The organism is Streptomyces sp. YPW6, assembly GCF_018866325.1.
GTDB lineage: Bacteria > Actinomycetota > Actinomycetes > Streptomycetales > Streptomycetaceae > Streptomyces.
Window position 1 is genome coordinate 3,441,505 of record NZ_CP076457.1, and the last position, 17,229, is coordinate 3,458,733.

The following is a 17,229-nucleotide window of genomic DNA, read 5'->3' on the forward strand; positions in this document are numbered from 1 at the left end:
CGCCCACCATTCGGCGGTAGGAAGGGCATGCGCATCGGCACACGAGCGTGCATGTGCAGTGACGCAGAGTTACCTTCTACGCGTCCGTACCGGGCGTCAGAGTGCAGAGGAGTGCCCCGGTGAGTCAGCCGGAGAGGCAGCCCGAGGGGCCGCCCCGCAAGGAGTCCGACGCGGGATCCGGTGAGAACGGAGCTGAGCATTCCGCTACGGGGGTCCCGGCCGGGGGGCGGGCTGACGGACGCTCCGGCGACCGTGCCGGGGGGCGGGCCGACGGGCGCGATCTGACCGGGCGCCCGTTCCCGCCCGGCGACTGGGGCGAGCCGTCCGAGCGGCTCGACGAGCTCTACCGCTGGGTCGAGACCGGCGCCCTGGACACCGCGGACTGGTATCTGAACGACCGGGTCTGGAAGCGCCGGGCCGCCCGCGCCCTGCGGATGGGCACGGGCGCCGGGGTGGTCGCCGGGGCCGCCCTGCCGCTGCTGGACCTGACCGGCGCGCTGAGCGGCTCGGCGGGCTGGGGCTATCTGTCGCTGCTGGTGGGGGCCGCCTGCATGGCCGGCGACCGGTACTTCGGCCTGACCTCCGGCTGGATAAGGAACCTGGCGACGGCGCAGGCCGTGCAGCGGCGGCTCCAGGTGCTCCAGTTCGACTGGGCATCGGAGTGCGTACGGGAGACGCTCGGCCCGACGGAGGGCACGGCGAGCGAGGCGACCGAGCGGTGCCTGGGGGTGCTGCGGAGGTTCTCCGAGGACGTCACGGAGCTGGTGCGGTCGGAGACGGCGGACTGGATGGTGGAGTTCCGGGCGGGCCCCGCGCCGATGGGGATGCAGGCGCTGGCGGCGGGGACCGCGGGCGGACGGGGCGAGCCGGGGGCGGTGCCGGGGCGGTTCGCGATGCCGTCGGTGGCGGCGCGGCCGAACATGCCGCGGCAGCGGCCGCCGGAGTCACCGCCGCGGTGAGGTGCCTCGGGGCGCTGCCCGGCGCCCCGGGGACGTTGCGGGCACGACGCCCGGCCCGGGGCACGCTGCGGGGCGCGGCCCGGCCCCGGGGTGACGCTGCGGGCATGAGGCCCGCCCGGGTGACGCTGCGGAGCGCGGCCCGGCCCCGGTGACGTTGCGGGGCGCGGCCAGGCCCGGGCGACGCTGCCCGCGCGGGTGGCGCTGCGGGGGCGCTGCCCCGTACCCCGGTCCTCAAGCGCCGGACGGGCTGAAGAACGGCGCCCCGGCCCGTGCGGCGCGGGGTGGGACGAACGCACGCGGGCCCCGGTCCTGCGCATGCGGGCCCCGTCCTACGCGCGCGGCCCCCGGTCCGCAGGCGCCGGACGGGCTGCGAAGCGGCGCCCCGGCCCGTGCGGTTTCGGGCGGGACGGACACGGTGTCCCGGTCCGCGGGTCGTGGGCGGACGGGCTCCGGCTCCGGCTCGGGCTCCGGCTCCGGCTCGGGCTCCGGCTCCGGCTCCGGCTCCGGCTCCGGCTCCGGCTCCGGCTCAGCTGAAGATGATCATTGAGCCCTGGGCCAGGCTGCGGGTCGCCGCCGCGTGCAGGCCCAGCCAGACGTGGCGCTCGCGGGCGAACGGGCTGTCGTCGTAGGGGATCGGGTGCGCCGGCTCCTCCAGGGCGGTGGGGCCCGCGGGGGGTTGCGGGGCGGCCGGCGGGTTGGCCGGGTCGATGCCGATGGCCGGGGCGACGAACTCCAGCTCCCGCAGCAGCCCGTGCGCGGAGCCGAGGGGGCCGCCGCCCGCCAGGAGGGCGTCGTCGGAGAGCGGGGCCGGGAAGTCCACCGGGACGTACGCCCCGGCGTGGTCGTAGTGCCAGACCAGGTGCGACTGCTGCGCGCCCTGCTCGAACATCTCCAGGAGCTGCTCGTACTCGCCGTCCAGACCGGCGACCGGGGTGACGGGCAGCCCACTCAGCTGGAGCAGGTAGGCGCGGCGCAGGAAGTGCAGGGCGTCGTAGTCGAAGCCGGCCACGGGGGCGACGTCCCCGGTGAGGCCCGGCATGTAGGCGTAGACGGGGACGGGCGGCAGCCCGGCGTCGTTCAGCGCCTTGTCGTAGACGGCGATCTCTTCGGCGAAGGGATTGTCGGCGCTGTGGCACAGCACGTCGACGAGGGGGACCAGCCACAGGTCACAGGCCACGAAGTCTCGCTCTCCAACGGTTCGGGCGATCGTCGGGACAGCGTAGTGCGGGGCGAACCTCACGCACAGTGCCCCGGGGACTCCGGAGGTATCGCGGAACCCGGCCCCGGCGGCTTCGCGGATCGCGGACCGGGCGGCACCGCGGAGCCGGGACCGGACGCCGCCGGGGAGCCGGGACCAGGGCCGGGCGGCACCGCGGAGCCGGGACCGGGCGTCGCCGGGGAGCCGGGGCCAGGGCCGGGCGGCACTGCCGAGGCGGGACCAGGGGGCACAGCGGAATGCGGCCCTGGCGGCCCGCCGGCGCTTCCCTCCGCCGCCCGCGCGTCCAGGCGGTCCGCCCAGGCGAGCGCGTGACCGTAGTAGGAGCGCATCTCGACGTGGACCTGATCGCGGTCGCCGCGGGCGATGGCCTCGACCAGTTCCTCGTGGCCGAACCACAGCACGTTCTCGTCCATGCCGTCGCGGCGCAGCCGGTGCACGGCGAACACCCAGGCCTGGACGCGCAGCCGGGTGAGGAAATCGGCGACGTACGGGTTGAGGACGAACTGCCCCAGCTCCCGCCAGAACCGCAGGTCGTACCCGATCAGGACGTCGAGGTCGCCGCCCTTCGCCGCGCGGACCGCCTCCGCGGCCCGTCGGCGGATCGAGGCCAGCCCCTCGGGCCGCACGGCCACCCGTTCGTCGGGGTCGCGGAAGAGGCCCTCGATGACGAGGGCCCGCGCCTCGGCCATCGCGCGGTAGTCGGCGACGGTGAACTCCCGCACCTGGAAGCCCCGGTGCTGGTCGGAGGCGAGGAGACCCTGGGCCGAGAGGTCGAAGAGCGCCTCGCGGACGGGCGTCGCGGAGACCCCGTACTGCTCGGCGATCTGTTTGACGGTGAACGCGCGGCCCGGCGGCAGACGCCCCGCGAGCACCTCGTCACGCAGCGCGTCGGCGATCTGCTGGCGCAGGGTACTGCGCGTCACACCCGCGCTCGGGCTCATGCCGGCCCCTCCCGTCCGTCCCTGTGCGTACCCGTCCGTACCGTCCGTCCATGACCGCCCCGCTCGCCGGAGGTTTCCGGTGCTCGCCGGACACGCCCGGTCCTCGCCGGACACGTCCGGTGGGGGTCATCTCTGGTTCGGGTCACCTTAAGCCAGGGGCCCCGCCGTGCCCGATTCCGGGCACGGCGGGACGGCGTACGGGGGCCCACCGCGTACGGAATGGGCCCGTCCGGTTACTCCGCGTACGGGCGGAGACGGACCGGGGGCCGCCCTACGCGCCCTGCACCGTGTACGTGTCGGCCACCGAGAGCGCCACGTCCAGGGCCGCGAGGCCTTCCTTGGCCTCGGCCTCGGAGACGTTGCAGGCCGGGACGGCATGGGTCCGGTTCATGTTGATGAACGGCCACAGCCCCTGCTTCTTCGCCGCCGCCCCGAAGGCCGCCATCGGGGCGTTGGCCTCGCCCGAGGCGTTGTACGGGACGAGCGGCTCGCGGGTCTCGCGGTCCCGGACCAGGTCCAGCGCCCAGAACGCGCCGAGGCCGCGCACCTCGCCGACCGAGGGGTGGCGTTCGGCGAGTTCGCGCAGCCCGGGGCCGAGCACGGTCTCGCCGATCCGGGCGGCGTGCTCGACGACCTTCTCGTCCTCCATCACGCCGATGGTGGCGACGGCGGCGGCGCAGGCCAGCGGGTGCCCGGAGTAGGTGAGGCCGCCGGGGTAGGGGCGGGTCTCGAAGGTCGCGGCGATCTCGGCACTGATGGCGACGCCGCCGAGCGGGACGTAACCGGAGTTGACGCCCTTGGCGAAGGTCAGCAGGTCCGGCACCACGTCGAAGTGGTCGGCGGCGAACCAGGCGCCGGTGCGGCCGAATCCGGCCATCACCTCGTCGAGCACGAAGACGATCCCGTACCGGTCGCAGATCTCGCGGACGCCCGCCAGGTAGCCCGGCGGCGGGGTCATGATGCCCGCCGTGCCCGGGACGGTCTCCAGGATGATCGCGGCGACGGTCGACGGACCCTCGTAGGCGAGGGTGTCCTCCAGGTGCTGGAGCGCGCGGGCGCACTCCTCGGCCTCGGTCTGCGCGTAGAACGGCGAGCGGTAGAGGAACGGCGCCCAGAAGCGGACGACGCCCGCCGAACCGTTGTCGGAGGGCCAGCGGCGCGGGTCCCCGGTGAGGTTGATCGCGGTGGAGGTGGCGCCGTGGTACGAGCGGTAGGCGGAGAGCACCTTCGGGCGGCCGGTGTGCAGCCGGGCCATGCGGACGGCGTTCTCGACGGCCTCGGCACCGCCGTTGGTGAAGAAGATCTTGTCCAGGTCGCCCGGGGTGCGCTCGGCGATGAGGCGTGCGGCCTCGGAGCGCGACTCGATCGCGAAGGCGGGCGCGAACGTGGCGAGCCTGCCCGCCTGCTCCTGGATCGCGGCGATCACGGTGGGGTGCTGATAGCCGATGTTGGTGTAGACGAGCCCGCTGGTGAAGTCGAGGTAGCGGTTGCCGTCGTAGTCCCAGAAGTAGGACCCCTCGGCGCCGGCGACGGCGAGCGGGTCGATGAGGCCCTGGGCGGACCAGGAGTGGAACACGTGCGCGCGGTCCGCGGCCTTCACGGCCGCACCGGCCGCGGGGTCGGCGTACGGGGCATGAGGGGCATGAGGGGTCATGCGGCCGAGCGTAAGCGCTGGTGGGGGGTGGCCTCCATGGCCACCTTGTACGGCTTGCAGCGGATGGTTCGGCAAGGTGTCGCCCCGCCTCCACCCCCGATTCCGTTGACAGCACACTGTCGACATGACAGCATTCTGTCATCGAGCCGAGGAGGTCACCATGACCAGCAGCAGCGCCACGACCGTGCATCTCGCCGTCTACGACACCTTCGCCGACTGGGAGACGGGGTACACGACCGCCCATCTCACCCAGCACGGCCGCACCGTGCGCACCGTGGGACTCTCCCGGGAGCCGGTGACGACCATGGGCGGGCTGCGCGTCCAGCCCGACCTGGCGCTGGACGAACTCCGGCCGCAGGACAGCGCGTTGCTGATCCTGACGGGCGCGTCCGGCTGGGACACGGGCGACACGCTGGCGCCCTTCGCGCGGGCGGCCCGGGGCTTCCTGGACACGGGGGTGCCGGTCGCGGCGATCTGCGGGGCGACGGCCGGGCTGGCCCGGGAGGGGCTGCTGGACGACCGGGCGCACACGAGCGCGGTCTCCTTCTACCTCGCGGCGACGGGATACGCGGGCGGCGAGCGGTACGTGGAGGCCGACGCGGTCACGGACCCCGGGGCCGACGGAGGCGGGCGGCTGATCACGGCCGGGCCGACGGAGCCGGTGGCGTTCGCGCGGGAGGTCTTCGGACTGCTCGGGATCTACGACCCGAAGAAGCTGGACGCGTGGTACCGGCTGTTCCACGACTCCGACGCGAGCGCGTACGAGGTGTTGCAGGGTGAGTAGCGAGAGCGCGGAACACGTCCCCTCCGAGCAGGAGTTCCTGAGCCGGGCCGCGCTGACGGTGTTCCGGCTGAACGGTCAGTTCCTGTCGGTGGCGGACGAGTTGGCGCGGCCGGGCGGACTCACCGCCGCGTGGTGGCAGGTGCTGGGGGCGGTGCTGGTGGAGCCCTTGCCGGTGGCGGGCATCGCCCGGACGATGGGGGTCACCCGGCAGAGCGTGCAGCGGATCGCGGACCTGCTGGTCGAGCGGGGGCTCGCGGAGTACGCGGAGAACCCGGCCCACCGCCGCGCCAAGCTGGTGATGGCGACGGCGGCCGGGCGCGAAGCGGTGGCCCGGATCGGCCCGCCCCACGCGGAGTTCGCCGCACGGCTGGGGGCGGAGCTGGGGGCGGAGAACCTGGCGGAGACGCTGGGCGCGCTGGAACGCCTGTCGCAGGCCCTGGACGCCCTGGCGGCCGCGGACCGGGGTACCACGAGCCCGCCCGACGCTTGAGCCGCGGACCGGGGTACCGCAGGCCCGCCCGGCCCTACAGCCGCGGACCGGGCAGTCGCGCCCGTCCGGCGTTCGAGGGCGGAACCCCTGATCGCGCGAGGGCGGTGCGCCTTCGCGAGGGCGGTGCGCCTTCAGGGGCGGGACCCCCGGAGCGCCCGGACGATCCGGCCGAGGCCCGACACCCCGACCGTTCCGTCCCCGAACGCCGGACGGGCTGCGGAGGCGGGCTGGGGAGGGTGCGGGGCGCGGCGCTATCCTCGTGCGGGCCGCAGGGGGAGGAACCGCACCATGGACAAGCTCGGGCCCGACGACCCGCACCGCATCGGCGCGTACCGGCTCCTCGGCCGCCTCGGCGAAGGCGGCATGGGCCAGGTCTTCCTCGCCCGCTCCGACCGCGGTCGTACCGTCGCCCTCAAGCTCGTCCGCCGCGAGCTCGCCGAGCGGCCCGAGTTCCGCGCCCGCTTCCGCCAGGAGGTCCACGCCGCGCGCCGGGTCGGCGGCGTGGGGACCGCCCCGGTGCTGGACGCCGACACCGAGGCCCCTGTCCCCTGGGTCGCCACCGGTTACGTCGCCGGGCCCTCCCTCCAGCACGTCGTCTCGGGCCGTCCGGGCGCCCCGGTCACGGCATCGGGGGCGTACGGGCCACTACCGCCCCGCTCCGTACGGCTCCTGGGGTCCGGGCTCGCCCAGGCCCTCCAGCACATCCACGGGGCCGGGCTCGTCCACCGGGATCTGAAGCCCTCCAACGTCCTGATGACCATCGACGGCCCCCGGGTCATCGACTTCGGCATCGCCCGCGCCCTGGAGACCGTGACCGACGCCGGTCTGACCCGCACCGGGGCTCTGGTCGGCTCGCCCGGTTTCATGGCCCCGGAGCAGGTACGCGGCGAACGCGTGACCACCGCGTGCGACGTGTTCTGCCTCGGTTCCGTCCTCGCCTACGCCGCATCGGGCCGGCTGCCGTTCGGCACGGCGGAGAGCGGCGGGGTCCACGCCCTGATGTTCCGGATCGCCCAGGAGGACCCGGACCTGACCGGGGTTCCGGAAGAGCTGGCCGACGTCGTCCGGGACTGCCTGGCGAAGGACCCGGCGGACCGCCCCGGTACCGACGAGATCCTGGCCCGCCTGGGCGAGCCGGACACGGACGAACCCTGGCTGCCCGCCACGCTACTGGCCCAACTCGGCCGCCAGGCAGTGGGGTTGCTGGACGCGGAGGACCCGGAGGAGCCGAAGCACCCGGAGGAGCCGGGAAAGCCGGACGAGGCGGGGACGTCGGACGCGGCGGGGACATGGTCGGTGGCGGGGAGACCGGAGGGGGCACGGAGTCCGGCGGGTCCGGAGAGGCCGACGCAGTCGGAGGAGCTGGCGAGGCCACCGGGCCCTCAGGGCACTCAGGGCCGGCAGAGCACGCAGAACCTTCAGAGCCCTCGGAGCACGGAGAGCCTTCAGAGCCCTGGGACGCCGACAGGCCCGCAGGGGCTTTCCGAGGACCCGCGCACTCTCGCGGGTCCCCCGTGGCCCGCGCCGCCCCACCCGCCCGCACAGCCGATGCATCCCGCGCAGCCCATGCATCCGGCCCAACCTCTCGCCCCCATACCCCCGTCCCACTTCGCGCCCACGCCTCCCCCGCCCGCCCGGCACCGCCGCTCCGTCGGGGCCACCGTCGCGCTCATCGCCGTCGCCGTGGTCGTGGCGACAGGCGCCGGCGGATCGGTGTACGCGTTCATGAAGGGGGATGGTCCGGGCACGACCGCCTCCCCCGGCCCCTCGGGCTCCGCCGACGCGGCCGGCAGCGGCGAAGGGCGGCGGGGAAGCGGCCAAGGGGCCGTACCCGAGAGGTTCCTCGGCACCTGGTCCGGCTCGCTGCCCGGCGACCAGGGCGTCTCCACCCGGACGTTGACGATCCGGCAGGGCGGCGTCGGCGACCAGGTCCTCGCCCTCACCGCCGAGGGGCCCCTCTCCCCCGGTTCCACGTACCACTGCGAGTTCAGCGCCCCGCTCGCCGACAGCCCCGCCGGGGACGGCCCGGTCCGCATCGGCCCCTCCACGGTGTCCTCCGGGAGCCCCGCCTCCTCCTGCTCGCCCGGGAAGCCCACCGAACTGACCCTGCTCCCGGACGGCACCCTGCGCCGCACCACGACCGACACGGGCAAGAGCCTGATCTACACCAAGTCGGGCTGAGCGGAACGTACTTCGGTCACCGGATCACCCGGGCGCCTCCGTAGTGCCCCCGACGGGTTGTCCAGAGGCCACGAGCCCAGGCCGTGCACCCCCTTTGCGGCGTTCTATGCTGCGCGAAGAACCGAGCAGGCCGAGGCACAGGCCGATACCGAGACCGAGACCGATCCCAGGCCGAGCCGGACCCCAGGCCGACCCGACCCCGAGGAGGCACCGCGTGGCGACCGGGCGCACCGATCCCGAGCGGCGGGACCGCATCATCGACGCGGTGCTCGACCTCATCGTCGACGAAGGCGTCGCGGGCGTCTCGCACCGGAAGGTCGCCGCCCGCGCGGGCGTGCCGCTGGGCTCGATGACGTACCACTTCTCCGGCATGGACGAGCTGCTGCACGAGGCGTTCACCCGGTTCTCCGGGACGATCGTCGCCGTCTTCGAGGAGCGCCTCGGAGCGGCGACCACCCCCGACGAGGCCCGCGAGGCCGTCGCCGACCTGGTCCACCACCTCTCCGGCGGCAACCAGCGCGAGCTGGTCCTCACCCACGAGCTCTACACCCTCGCCGCCCGCCGCCCCGCCTACCGCGAGCTGACCCGCACCTGGATGGGCCGCAGCCGCCGCGCCCTGGAATGGCACTTCGACCCGGCCACCGCCCGCCAGCTCGACGCCCTGATCGAGGGGCTGTCCATCCACCGCGCCCTGGAGACCGAGCCACACGAGCGCGCCCTCACCGTCGAGGCGATCGCCCGCATCACCGCGCCGCGTTCCTGACGGTCTCCGCTCAGGCGCGCTCCCCACCCTCCGGCGGCCCGCCCGCCACCTCGCGCCGGTGGCGGCGAGGCCGGTCCCGCCGTCGCGTCACGCCCCCGGCACACACGTCACGCCCGTCACGTCACGCCCGTCACGTACGCCCCTCCGCGGGAGACCGCACCCCTCAGTGGGAGATCGCACCCCTCACGGGAGGTCGCGCCCCCTCACGTCACGCCCGTCACGGTGACGATGATCCGGAACTCCTTGCCCGGGTACCCCGTGGCGAGGTGGTGGCCCACCGCCTCGCGGACGGCTCGGGTGGTGTCGAGGGTCCGTCTGCCGGACCGGCAGATCACGCGGATGTCCACGGTGGTGCGGGTGTCCCCGCGAGGGGCGGAGACGGTGATGCCGGGGGTGTCGTCGCCCTGACGGGCCAGGGGCGAGGTGCCGCGCAGGGCCCGCAGGCGGCTGCGGAGGCCCGGCGCGAGGAACGCCACGCCGGGTACTTCCTGGACCACGTGGGCCAGTTCGCTGCGCAGGGTGTCGGCAGAGGCACTCATTCGGGGGCACTGCCTTCCTGAGGTGATCGCGGTGTTCTCGGTGACAGCGGTGATCGCTGGTACGGGTCGTCGTCATGCGCTACGAGGTCGGTGACACGGACGTTGATCTCGCCGAGCCGGAGTCCGAGCCGCTCGTGAGCGGCAGCGGCGACCCGGTCGCGGATCTCCTGTGCCAGCGCCTGCACGTCGGGGGTCGTGAGGGGGACGTGCACGGACAGGCCGACGTTCACGGGCGTGCCGCCGGAGGAGTCCAGGAGGGTGAGGCGGCACGACCCCGCCCTGACCCCGGGGACCTCTTCGGCGGCCTCGCGCAGGCTGCGGGCCGCCACGTTCTCCATGATCCGCAGGTCCTCCTCCGGCTCGCCCAGCGGCAGGGGCCGGCCGGGGCGCAGTTCGAGGCGGACCACGTCCATCACCCGGTCGATGAAGGAGGCCGCGTCTTCGGGCTGCTGCGCGGGGTCGGCGTCCAGGGCGCGCACCTGCGACTCCAGGCGTTCCAGGTCGGCGACCGCGAGCCGGCAGTCGGCGCAGTGCGCGGTGTGGTCGTCGCCGGCGCCCTCCTCCCAGTCGGCCCAGACCTGGGAGAGCAGTCGGCCGCAGGGGAGCGTCTCGTCGTCGGGATCGGTGCTGGTCTCGGGTGGCAGGTTGTTCATTGCCAGGCCCCCAGGGAGTGAGTCAGTTGGCGGCGAGCTCTGAAAACTCGGGCGCGTACGGCTTGTTCACTGATGCCGACGGTCTTCGCGATGAAGGCGTAGGACCTGCCGTCGAGTGTGCGCAGCGTCCAGCAGGTGCGTTGTTCGGGTGAGAGCGTCGACAGCGCCTCCTGGAGGTCGTGGAGGGCCGCGCGCCCCTCGGTGATGCGGTCCGGGGCGGTTGCGTGCGCCGGGGCGGGCAGGTCGGGCAGTTCGTTGAGCGGTGCCTGCGGCCGCCGGGCGCGCAGGATGTTGAGGCACCGGTTGGTGACGATGCGGTACATCCAGGTGCCGAAGGAGGATCTGCCCTGGAATTCCGGCAGGCTCCGCCAGGCGCCGACGAAGGCCTCCTGAACGGCGTCCTCCGCCTCGGACCGGTCGCCGAGCAGGCGGGTGGCCAGGCGCAGGAGGGAGGGGGCGTGCCGACGTACCAGTACGGCGAAGGCGTCCTCGTCGCCCTCGGCCGCCCGATCCGTCATCAGGATGTCGTCGGAGCGTCCGCCCTCGACGTCGGGCGGCTCGCTCGGCGCGGGATACCCCGTCACGGTGTCGCTCCTCCTCATGCGGTACTCGCCCGCTGGTCGTGGTGGTCCGCCCCGTCCCTGGCGGAGGGAGGGGGCCTGTCGGTCCGGTGCGCGGCCCCGGACCGCCCCCGTCAGGTTTGGACACGGGAGCCGGTGCGCTGTGACGCGTACCCCCGGGATGAACCGGAAGCGCACGGTCTTTTTCGGGCGGTAGGAGAACGATGTTCGGGGGTAGGTGCAGGCGGCTCGCCGGGATCGGAGGAAATTCACGCGTCCTGGTGCGTCACAGATGGCGGGGAGCCGAGTCGAACCCAGTGAACGACCGCAACGGCAACACCACGGCAACACAGCGACGTACGCCCAGCGCTGACGACATCGAAGGAGCACATGGTGGCTACCGACACGAAGACGACCCCCTCCACCGACAGCGTGAACAACAGCGGCAAGGCGGCCCGCTTCGAGCAGCCGGCCGCACCGGGCCGGTCGGCCGGGACGAGTCTGTCGACCGGGGCGACCGGGGCGGATGCTCCCGCCGGCGACCGCGGGCGCACCTCCATCGCGGACGTCGTGGTCGTCAAGATCGCCGGCATGGCGGCGCGTGAGATCCCCGGCGTCCACGACATGGGCGGCGGCCTGTCGCGCACCATCGGCGCGGTCCGCGACCGGGTGCCCGGCGGCCGTCCGAACGTGGGCCGCGGCGTGAAGGTCGAGGTCGGTGAGCGGCAGACCGCGATCGACCTGGAACTCGTCGTGGAGTACGGCGTGTCCATCAAGGAGCTGGCCTCCGCGGTCCGCGAGAACGTCATCCTCGCCGTGGAACGGATCACCGGCCTGGAGGTCGTCGAGGTCAACATCGCCATCGACGACGTCCGCCTCCCCGACGACGAGGACGCCTCCGCGACCGGCGCCGACCAGAGCCGGGTCGCGTAACCCCTGAGCGCCGTCCCCGGCCCGCGGCACGGTTCCGGGCCGGGGACGGCCCGGCCGCATGCGGCGCCGCCGCAGACGACCGCGCGCGGCAGCACGCGTCATCACCGCCGAAGGACCGCGCGGCAGCACGGCGGCACTGCGGTACGGGCACACGCGGCACCGCCACGGCCCGGCCGCACGCGGCACCACCGCAGTACGGGCGCACCCGTACACCCCGAGACGAAGAAGGAGGCGGCCTGTGAACGGCCGGTCCATGGGTCTGCTGGCAGGAATCGCACTCGGATTCGCCGCCTACTTCGGCGGGTTCGCCGCGTTCCTGCTCGTCGGTTCGCTGGGAGCGGTGGGGTGGGGGGTGGGTGCCTGGCTAGAGCGGGAGGGGCCCGCGCACCTGCGTGACCTGTTCGACCGGGAACGCCGGTGATCCCCGCAGCCGCGCGGGGCACCACCACCGTCTCCGCGCGGGCCGTCGCCAGGATCGCCCAGCAGGCCGCCACCGAGACACCGCACGCGGTCGGCACCGTACGCGGCACGGCGACCGTACGGGGGCAGCGTGCCGAGGTCTCCGTACGGCTCGCCCTGCCCTGGCCGGCCGATCTCGGCCGCCGGGCCCGGGACGTACAGCGGCACGTGGCGTCCCGCACCGGCGAGCTGACCGGGCTGTCCGTGCGGGTCCCGCGTCTCCGGGTCCACCGGTTGCAACGCCCCTCCGGTACCACGGCCGTGTTCGGGCCCACCACCGCGTCCGAGCCCACCGCAGCCGAAAGCACCGCGTCCGAGACCACCGTGCCGGCCGCCGGAGGCCGTACTCCCCGGCGCTGGTGGTCGGCGCGTCCCGTGCCCATCGTGCTGTCGGCTCTCCTGGGCGCGGCGGCCGCGGGGCTCCTGACCGCCGACATGGCCTCGGTCCACCTCTTCGGCCGCGCCCCGGCCGCGTGGCGTACCGACCTCGTCGACCGGCTGTCCGAGACGAGTCCGGCCGCCGGGACGGTGACGGTCGCGGCGGCCGCCATGGTCGTGGGCGGTCTCTGGCTGCTCCTGCTGGCCTGCACGCCGGGGCTGCGCGGACGCCATGTGGTCGCGGGCTTCGGCGCCGGGCGGTCCATCGCGCTCGACCGGGCGGCCATCGCCTCCGTGGTCCGCGATCGCGTCCTCGACACGGACGGCGTCGACTCCGTACGCGTCAGGGTCGGCCGACGGCGAATCCGTGTCCGCGCCGCCCTCGCCTTCGGTGACCGCACCGCCGCCCGCGAACAAGCCCTCACCGCCGCGCGGGAAGCCGTCGCGGACTGCCGACTGAACCGGCCGCCACGTATCGGGCTCCGCCTGCGGACCACCGGCATCTGGGCCCCCGCACCCGCCGGGTCCGGCTCGGACTCCGGCTCCGACTCGGACTCCGGTGCTGGTGCCGGCTCCGGTTCCGGCTCCGGCTCCGGTTCCGAGCCGGTGTGGACCGAACCACCCGTCGCCATCGCCGCAGAAGGAGCGGAGAGTTCCGCCCCTGCCCGGGGAGCCGAGGGACCCGTCCCTGCCCGAGGAGCGGACGTTTGCCTGCCCGCTCAGGGATCAGAGCGTAAGGAGAGCCCGTGAAATCCGGGAGCGGAGTGAACAGGACGTTCATCGCCCTGGCCGGCATCGCGCTGCTGGGCACGGGGCTCTGGCTGCTCGGCGCGACCCGCGCGGTCGCGGACCACCTGCCCGCCGGGTGGCCCGCTCCCCCTGCCGACGGCGTCCTCCTCGACCGGGAAGGGCTCGCCTCGCTGCGCGAGACAGGCTGGTGGGCACCCGCGGTCCTGGCCACCGGGACGGTCATCGCCCTCCTGTGCCTGGCCTGGGCCGTGACCCGGACCCCTGTGCGCGGCCTCCGCCCGACCGGGTCGCTGTCCACCGCCCGCGCCGAACTCAGGCTCACCGCACTGGAAGCCACGGTCTGCGAGGACGCGCGCCGCGTCGAGGGAATCGCACGGGCCCGCTGCCGAATCGTCCTGCGCCGCACGTCCGCACACCTGACCCTCCGGGTCTGGACCCGGCCCGGCTGTGCCCCGGCGGACGTCCTCGACGCCCTCGGCACGCTGTCGACGACCGTTGAGCAGGCCCTCCGCCCCCGGGGGCTGCGTACGCGCACGCGCGTCAGTGCGCAGCGCCACGCGGCGCCGCACGTCCGCTGACGCCCGAAGCTCGGCACCCCGGACACGAGCGTCGGAGTGCGGCGTTCACTCGTGCGGGGGTACGTGGGTGGCTCCCGGGCCCGAGGCTCGGGTGCCGGGATCCGGGCGTCGGGATGCGAGACCCGGGGTTCGAGCGCCTTCTTTTAACCGGGAGGGAGAAGAAGGGGGTTGGGAAAACCCACCCTCCCTCCCTACCCCGTCACGGACCGACAGTATGACTAATCGTGACGAGTTGCGGCGGAGCGTAACCGCCACTTACGGTGCGAGAACCAAACGACCCCGACGCGGTGTAACAGCACCAGGCCGGGGTCTCACCGCAAGATCGAGCACCTAGAAAGACGATCCCGTGGCTATCCAGCACCTTAGCTCCGCCCTGCCCGTCCCCGCAGTCTCCGCCGCGTACCCGATGGCCAAGCCCGGCTACGGCAAACGCTCCGTACCGGACCAACAACCCCGCACGCCTCATGACTTCGCCCTGCTCCCGGCCCGTGAGCGGTACATCGCCGGGTTCGTGGACCACCTGCCCGACGGGGCCGCGATGAGCGTGAAACAGCTCACCAAACAACTCCCGCTCTACGGCCAGCAGGCCATCGGCACCTCCCTCAACGCCCTCTCCGTCGCCGGACACCTGCGACGCGTACGGTGCCCTGTCGGCACGGGCGACGAAACCCGCTGGGCCTTCCGCACCTTCTGGTCCCGCACCGCCCGCGACAACGCATGGTGGACCACCTACCTCGCCACCGAAACCGCCGTTCGGACGGCGGCCCCCGCCGCCGTTCCGCAGCAGCGCACCGCGCCCGAGCCCACGAGCCCGGCACCAGAAGCACCGACACCGGCGACGACTCCGGCGGCCCCGGCAGCACCCACGGCCTCTTCAGCCCCCACAGCCTCCACAGCCCCCACCGTCGGGGCAGTCGGGGCAGTCGGGGCGGCCGAGACAGCCGGGTCGGCTGGAGCAGCCGGGATGGCCCGGTCAGCCGGGACAGCCGGAATGGCCGGGACAGCGCAGAAGGCCCTGCCGGCGGCCTTCTCACCCGCCTCCCGCTTCTCCCCCGCCTACCTCGCCCTCGCCGAACTCGGCCGCAAGGACACCCGCCTGACCCTCTCCGCCCACGACTGCACCACCCTCGAACCCCAAGCCGCAGAATGGCTCGCCCGAGGCGTCACCACCGACTACCTCATCACCGCCCTCACCGCAGGACTCCCCACCCACGTCGACTGCCCACCCCGCTTCATCCGCCACCGCCTCACCGACAAAATCCCACCCCACCAACCCACCCCACACACCCCACCACACACCAACACCCCACCACCCACCCGCCACCTCCTCGTCGAATGCACCGACTGCGGCCGACCCGGCCCACCCCAAGCCCTCCCCGACGGCCTCTGCCGCCCCTGCCGCACCACCCACCCAACAAACCACCACCCACCGGCCGACCCCACCCAGATCGCCGCCGTCAAAGCCCACATGGCCAACCTCCGCGACCTCCTCAAAGCACCCTGAGGGGCGGACCAGGGCCCTCAACAGTGGGCGCTGCCGAAGCCGTCAGCGGGCCGGGGAGCGTGGCCCCGGGCGGACACGCGGTGACTGCGGCCACGGCTGCCGGTCCCGTGACACACGCCGAGGTCACGGACCGCCCCGGCGCCGGTCGGTTCCTTCGTGTGCTCGGGGGCCTGGGCCGGGGACACGGCCCAGGCCATCCCCTCAACTCAGTAACGCATAAGCCGCGTTGAACAGAATCAAGGTGTGCACGAACCGCCCCGCCCGCGTGGGCGGGTACCGCCACATCAGCGGCCAGGTGTCACCCCCGAGCGCCGGAACGGGTACGTAACTGATGCGGCCGGTGGAGGAGTTGAACGTCGTCACCTCGCGCGGCCACGGCCGCCCCGCCGTCGACCCGGGCGGCACGAGGAAGTACACCCCGCGCCGGCCGTTCGACTCGCTGACGACGGGCCCCGGTTCACCGCCGACCAACTCCTCCATCAGATCGGCCAGCCGCCGCCCCGCGCCCCCGTCCACGCGGATCGCGTCGAATTGGACGCCCGCCTTGCGGAGGTGGAATCCGTACTCCGGAATCCAGTCCGCCGTCATACCGCCATGAGTCGCATTCACGGGACGATTGTGACCCTGATCACCTAGCGTTATCCATGTCTGCCGAGGTGCGTCGCAAAGCCGTTGACCTGCGCGAACTTGGCTGGAGATGCGTTGAGTTCGACGGCATCGAGTAGTGACCGGTTGAGTTCGGTTGAGTCGAAAAGAGATCGCGTAATGGCGAGTGCTGAGAACAAGGAAACGGCGAGCCCGATGGCCCGGATGGTGGCCGAAATGGCCCGAACGCTACGCATCCAGCGCGGGTGGACGCAGGAACAGCAGGGCAAGGAGATCGGCTACTCGGCGGCGGCGATCAGTGCGATGGAGACGTGCGCGCAGCCCGCCAGCGACGCCATGCTGGTCGAGCTGCAACGGGTGCACGGCAACGGCTCACGCATCTTCGAGACGGCACGGAAGTACATGCGGATGGAGCGGCTGCCCGAGCAGTTCAAGGACTACGCCCTGCTGGAGGAGGCCGCACTCAGCCTCCAGTTGTTCGTCACGAACATCGTCCACGGGCTGTTCCAGACGGAGGCGTACGCGCGGGCGCTCATCGGGGGCGGACACCCGCCGCTCCCCGACCCGCGCGTGGAGGAGCTGGTCCAGCTCCGGATGGCGCGCAAAGCCCTCTTCGACCGCGACCCGCTGCCGATGATCGAGATCATCATCGACGAGTCCGTTCTGCGGCGTGTCATCGGCAGCGAGGAGATCATCCGGGAGCAGTTGCTGTATCTCGTGGAGTGCGCCCAGCGGCGTAACGTCACGCTGCTCGTGCTGCCCCTGGACGCCGGGAAGTACGGGGAGTACGCGGGCGCTCACGGCGAGATGAATCTGCTGGAGACTTCGGAGCACGAACACCTCGTCTATCTGGAGCCACAGGACGAGAGTCTGCTGATCAGTGACCCGGCAAAGGTGAGCACGTACGCCCAGCGCTATGCGAAGATCCGGTCACAGGCCCTGGGTCCTCGTGAATCGCTGGACCTCATCAAGCGGTTGGCAGGAGTGACGGAATGAGCAGCACCCTCCGGTGGTTCAAGTCGAGCTACAGCAACCCCAGCGGCGGCGACTGCATCGAGGTCGCCTTCGACTGGCGTACGTCCTCCTACAGCAGCGGCAGCGGCGGCGACTGCGTCGAGGTCGCCGCCTGCCCCCACTCCGTCCACGTCCGTGACTCCAAGGTCACCGACGGGCCCGTCTTCGCCGTCGCGCCCGACGCCTGGTCGGCGTTCGTCACCTGGGCGGAGTGAGCCGACAGCACTTCGCCCAAGTGGCTCCGGACGGCATTCAACGGGCGTG

General features: G+C 73.3%; 18 protein-coding genes and 1 pseudogene. 12 read left to right on the forward strand and 7 right to left on the reverse strand.

Annotated elements, in window-relative coordinates; genetic code table 11:
* Positions 1-119 precede the first annotated feature (119 nt).
* Positions 120-959: an SLATT domain-containing protein gene (locus KME66_RS15150; RefSeq protein WP_216322872.1), complete on the forward strand. Its 840-nt coding sequence runs from the start codon at positions 120-122 to the stop codon at positions 957-959.
* A 526-nt stretch (positions 960-1,485) separates the two neighbouring features.
* Here the strand turns inward: KME66_RS15150 and KME66_RS15155 are convergent.
* The 3 genes and pseudogenes from KME66_RS15155 to KME66_RS15165 all read right to left on the reverse strand — a co-directional run bounded on the left by KME66_RS15155 (position 1,486) and on the right by KME66_RS15165 (position 4,773).
* The gene (locus tag KME66_RS15155) at positions 1,486-2,136 is read right to left on the reverse strand and encodes a hypothetical protein (protein ID WP_216322875.1); all 651 of its coding nucleotides are present in this window, start codon (positions 2,134-2,136) and stop codon (positions 1,486-1,488) included.
* Between the two features lie 311 nt (positions 2,137-2,447).
* Positions 2,448-3,119, reverse strand: a pseudogene (locus KME66_RS15160) (GntR family transcriptional regulator); the annotation flags it as partial.
* Between the two features lie 271 nt (positions 3,120-3,390).
* On the reverse strand, positions 3,391-4,773 hold the full coding sequence (locus KME66_RS15165) for an aspartate aminotransferase family protein (RefSeq protein ID WP_073219128.1): 1,383 nt from the start codon (positions 4,771-4,773) through the stop codon (positions 3,391-3,393).
* A 160-nt stretch (positions 4,774-4,933) separates the two neighbouring features.
* Between KME66_RS15165 and KME66_RS15170 the strand changes: the two genes are divergently transcribed.
* From KME66_RS15170 to KME66_RS15185, 4 genes are all read left to right on the forward strand, one after another.
* Positions 4,934-5,557 carry a DJ-1/PfpI family protein gene (locus KME66_RS15170; RefSeq protein WP_216322878.1) on the forward strand — a complete coding sequence of 208 codons (624 nt, stop codon included), beginning with the start codon at positions 4,934-4,936 and terminating at the stop codon, positions 5,555-5,557.
* Positions 5,550-6,047, forward strand: coding sequence for a MarR family winged helix-turn-helix transcriptional regulator (locus KME66_RS15175; RefSeq protein WP_216322881.1), 498 nt, complete (start codon positions 5,550-5,552; stop codon positions 6,045-6,047). Before KME66_RS15170 ends, KME66_RS15175 begins: the two co-directional genes overlap by 8 nt.
* Before the next feature lie 288 nt (positions 6,048-6,335).
* Entirely contained in the window at positions 6,336-8,228 is a 1,893-nt protein-coding gene (locus tag KME66_RS15180) for a serine/threonine-protein kinase (protein ID WP_216322883.1), read from the forward strand.
* 214 nt (positions 8,229-8,442) lie between these two features.
* Positions 8,443-8,991 carry a TetR/AcrR family transcriptional regulator gene (locus KME66_RS15185; protein ID WP_073219111.1) on the forward strand — a complete coding sequence of 183 codons (549 nt, stop codon included), beginning with the start codon at positions 8,443-8,445 and terminating at the stop codon, positions 8,989-8,991.
* Positions 8,992-9,194: 203 nt separating this feature from the next.
* On the opposite strand, the gene KME66_RS15190 is transcribed toward KME66_RS15185, so the two are convergent.
* The 3 genes from KME66_RS15190 to KME66_RS15200 are packed head-to-tail and all read right to left on the reverse strand — an operon-like array spanning position 9,195 to position 10,701.
* Entirely contained in the window at positions 9,195-9,530 is a 336-nt protein-coding gene (locus KME66_RS15190) for a hypothetical protein (RefSeq protein ID WP_073219108.1), read from the reverse strand.
* Positions 9,527-10,183, reverse strand: a complete 657-nt coding sequence (locus KME66_RS15195) for an Asp23/Gls24 family envelope stress response protein (protein WP_216322886.1) — start codon at positions 10,181-10,183, stop codon at positions 9,527-9,529. Before KME66_RS15195 ends, KME66_RS15190 begins: the two co-directional genes overlap by 4 nt.
* The gene (locus KME66_RS15200; protein ID WP_253208591.1) at positions 10,180-10,701 is read right to left on the reverse strand and encodes a sigma-70 family RNA polymerase sigma factor; all 522 of its coding nucleotides are present in this window, start codon (positions 10,699-10,701) and stop codon (positions 10,180-10,182) included. The genes KME66_RS15195 and KME66_RS15200 overlap by 4 nt, the downstream gene beginning before the upstream one ends.
* A 432-nt stretch (positions 10,702-11,133) precedes the next feature.
* Between KME66_RS15200 and KME66_RS15205 the strand changes: the two genes are divergently transcribed.
* The 5 genes from KME66_RS15205 (at position 11,134) to KME66_RS15225 (ending at position 15,345) form a co-directional block, all read left to right on the forward strand.
* Positions 11,134-11,676, forward strand: coding sequence for an Asp23/Gls24 family envelope stress response protein (locus KME66_RS15205; protein ID WP_101927970.1), 543 nt, complete (start codon positions 11,134-11,136; stop codon positions 11,674-11,676).
* A gap of 238 nt (positions 11,677-11,914) precedes the next feature.
* The gene (locus tag KME66_RS15210) at positions 11,915-12,097 is read left to right on the forward strand and encodes a hypothetical protein (protein ID WP_073219099.1); all 183 of its coding nucleotides are present in this window, start codon (positions 11,915-11,917) and stop codon (positions 12,095-12,097) included.
* On the forward strand, positions 12,094-13,263 hold the full coding sequence (locus tag KME66_RS15215) for a DUF6286 domain-containing protein (RefSeq protein ID WP_216322891.1): 1,170 nt from the start codon (positions 12,094-12,096) through the stop codon (positions 13,261-13,263). Before KME66_RS15210 ends, KME66_RS15215 begins: the two co-directional genes overlap by 4 nt.
* Positions 13,260-13,841 (forward strand): hypothetical protein, encoded by a 582-nt coding sequence (locus KME66_RS15220; protein ID WP_216329819.1) that lies wholly within the window; start codon positions 13,260-13,262, stop codon positions 13,839-13,841. The genes KME66_RS15215 and KME66_RS15220 overlap by 4 nt, the downstream gene beginning before the upstream one ends.
* Positions 13,842-14,187: 346 nt before the next feature.
* Positions 14,188-15,345, forward strand: coding sequence for a MarR family transcriptional regulator (locus KME66_RS15225; RefSeq protein ID WP_253208352.1), 1,158 nt, complete (start codon positions 14,188-14,190; stop codon positions 15,343-15,345).
* Between the two features lie 201 nt (positions 15,346-15,546).
* On the opposite strand, the gene KME66_RS15230 is transcribed toward KME66_RS15225, so the two are convergent.
* The gene (locus KME66_RS15230; protein ID WP_216329367.1) at positions 15,547-15,933 is read right to left on the reverse strand and encodes a hypothetical protein; all 387 of its coding nucleotides are present in this window, start codon (positions 15,931-15,933) and stop codon (positions 15,547-15,549) included.
* Positions 15,934-16,110: 177 nt separating this feature from the next.
* Between KME66_RS15230 and KME66_RS15235 the strand changes: the two genes are divergently transcribed.
* Both KME66_RS15235 and KME66_RS15240 read left to right on the forward strand, forming a co-directional pair.
* The gene (locus KME66_RS15235; protein WP_073219086.1) at positions 16,111-16,947 is read left to right on the forward strand and encodes a helix-turn-helix transcriptional regulator; all 837 of its coding nucleotides are present in this window, start codon (positions 16,111-16,113) and stop codon (positions 16,945-16,947) included.
* On the forward strand, positions 16,944-17,180 hold the full coding sequence (locus KME66_RS15240) for a DUF397 domain-containing protein (protein WP_216322893.1): 237 nt from the start codon (positions 16,944-16,946) through the stop codon (positions 17,178-17,180). Before KME66_RS15235 ends, KME66_RS15240 begins: the two co-directional genes overlap by 4 nt.
* The last annotated feature ends 49 nt before the right edge of the window (positions 17,181-17,229 follow it).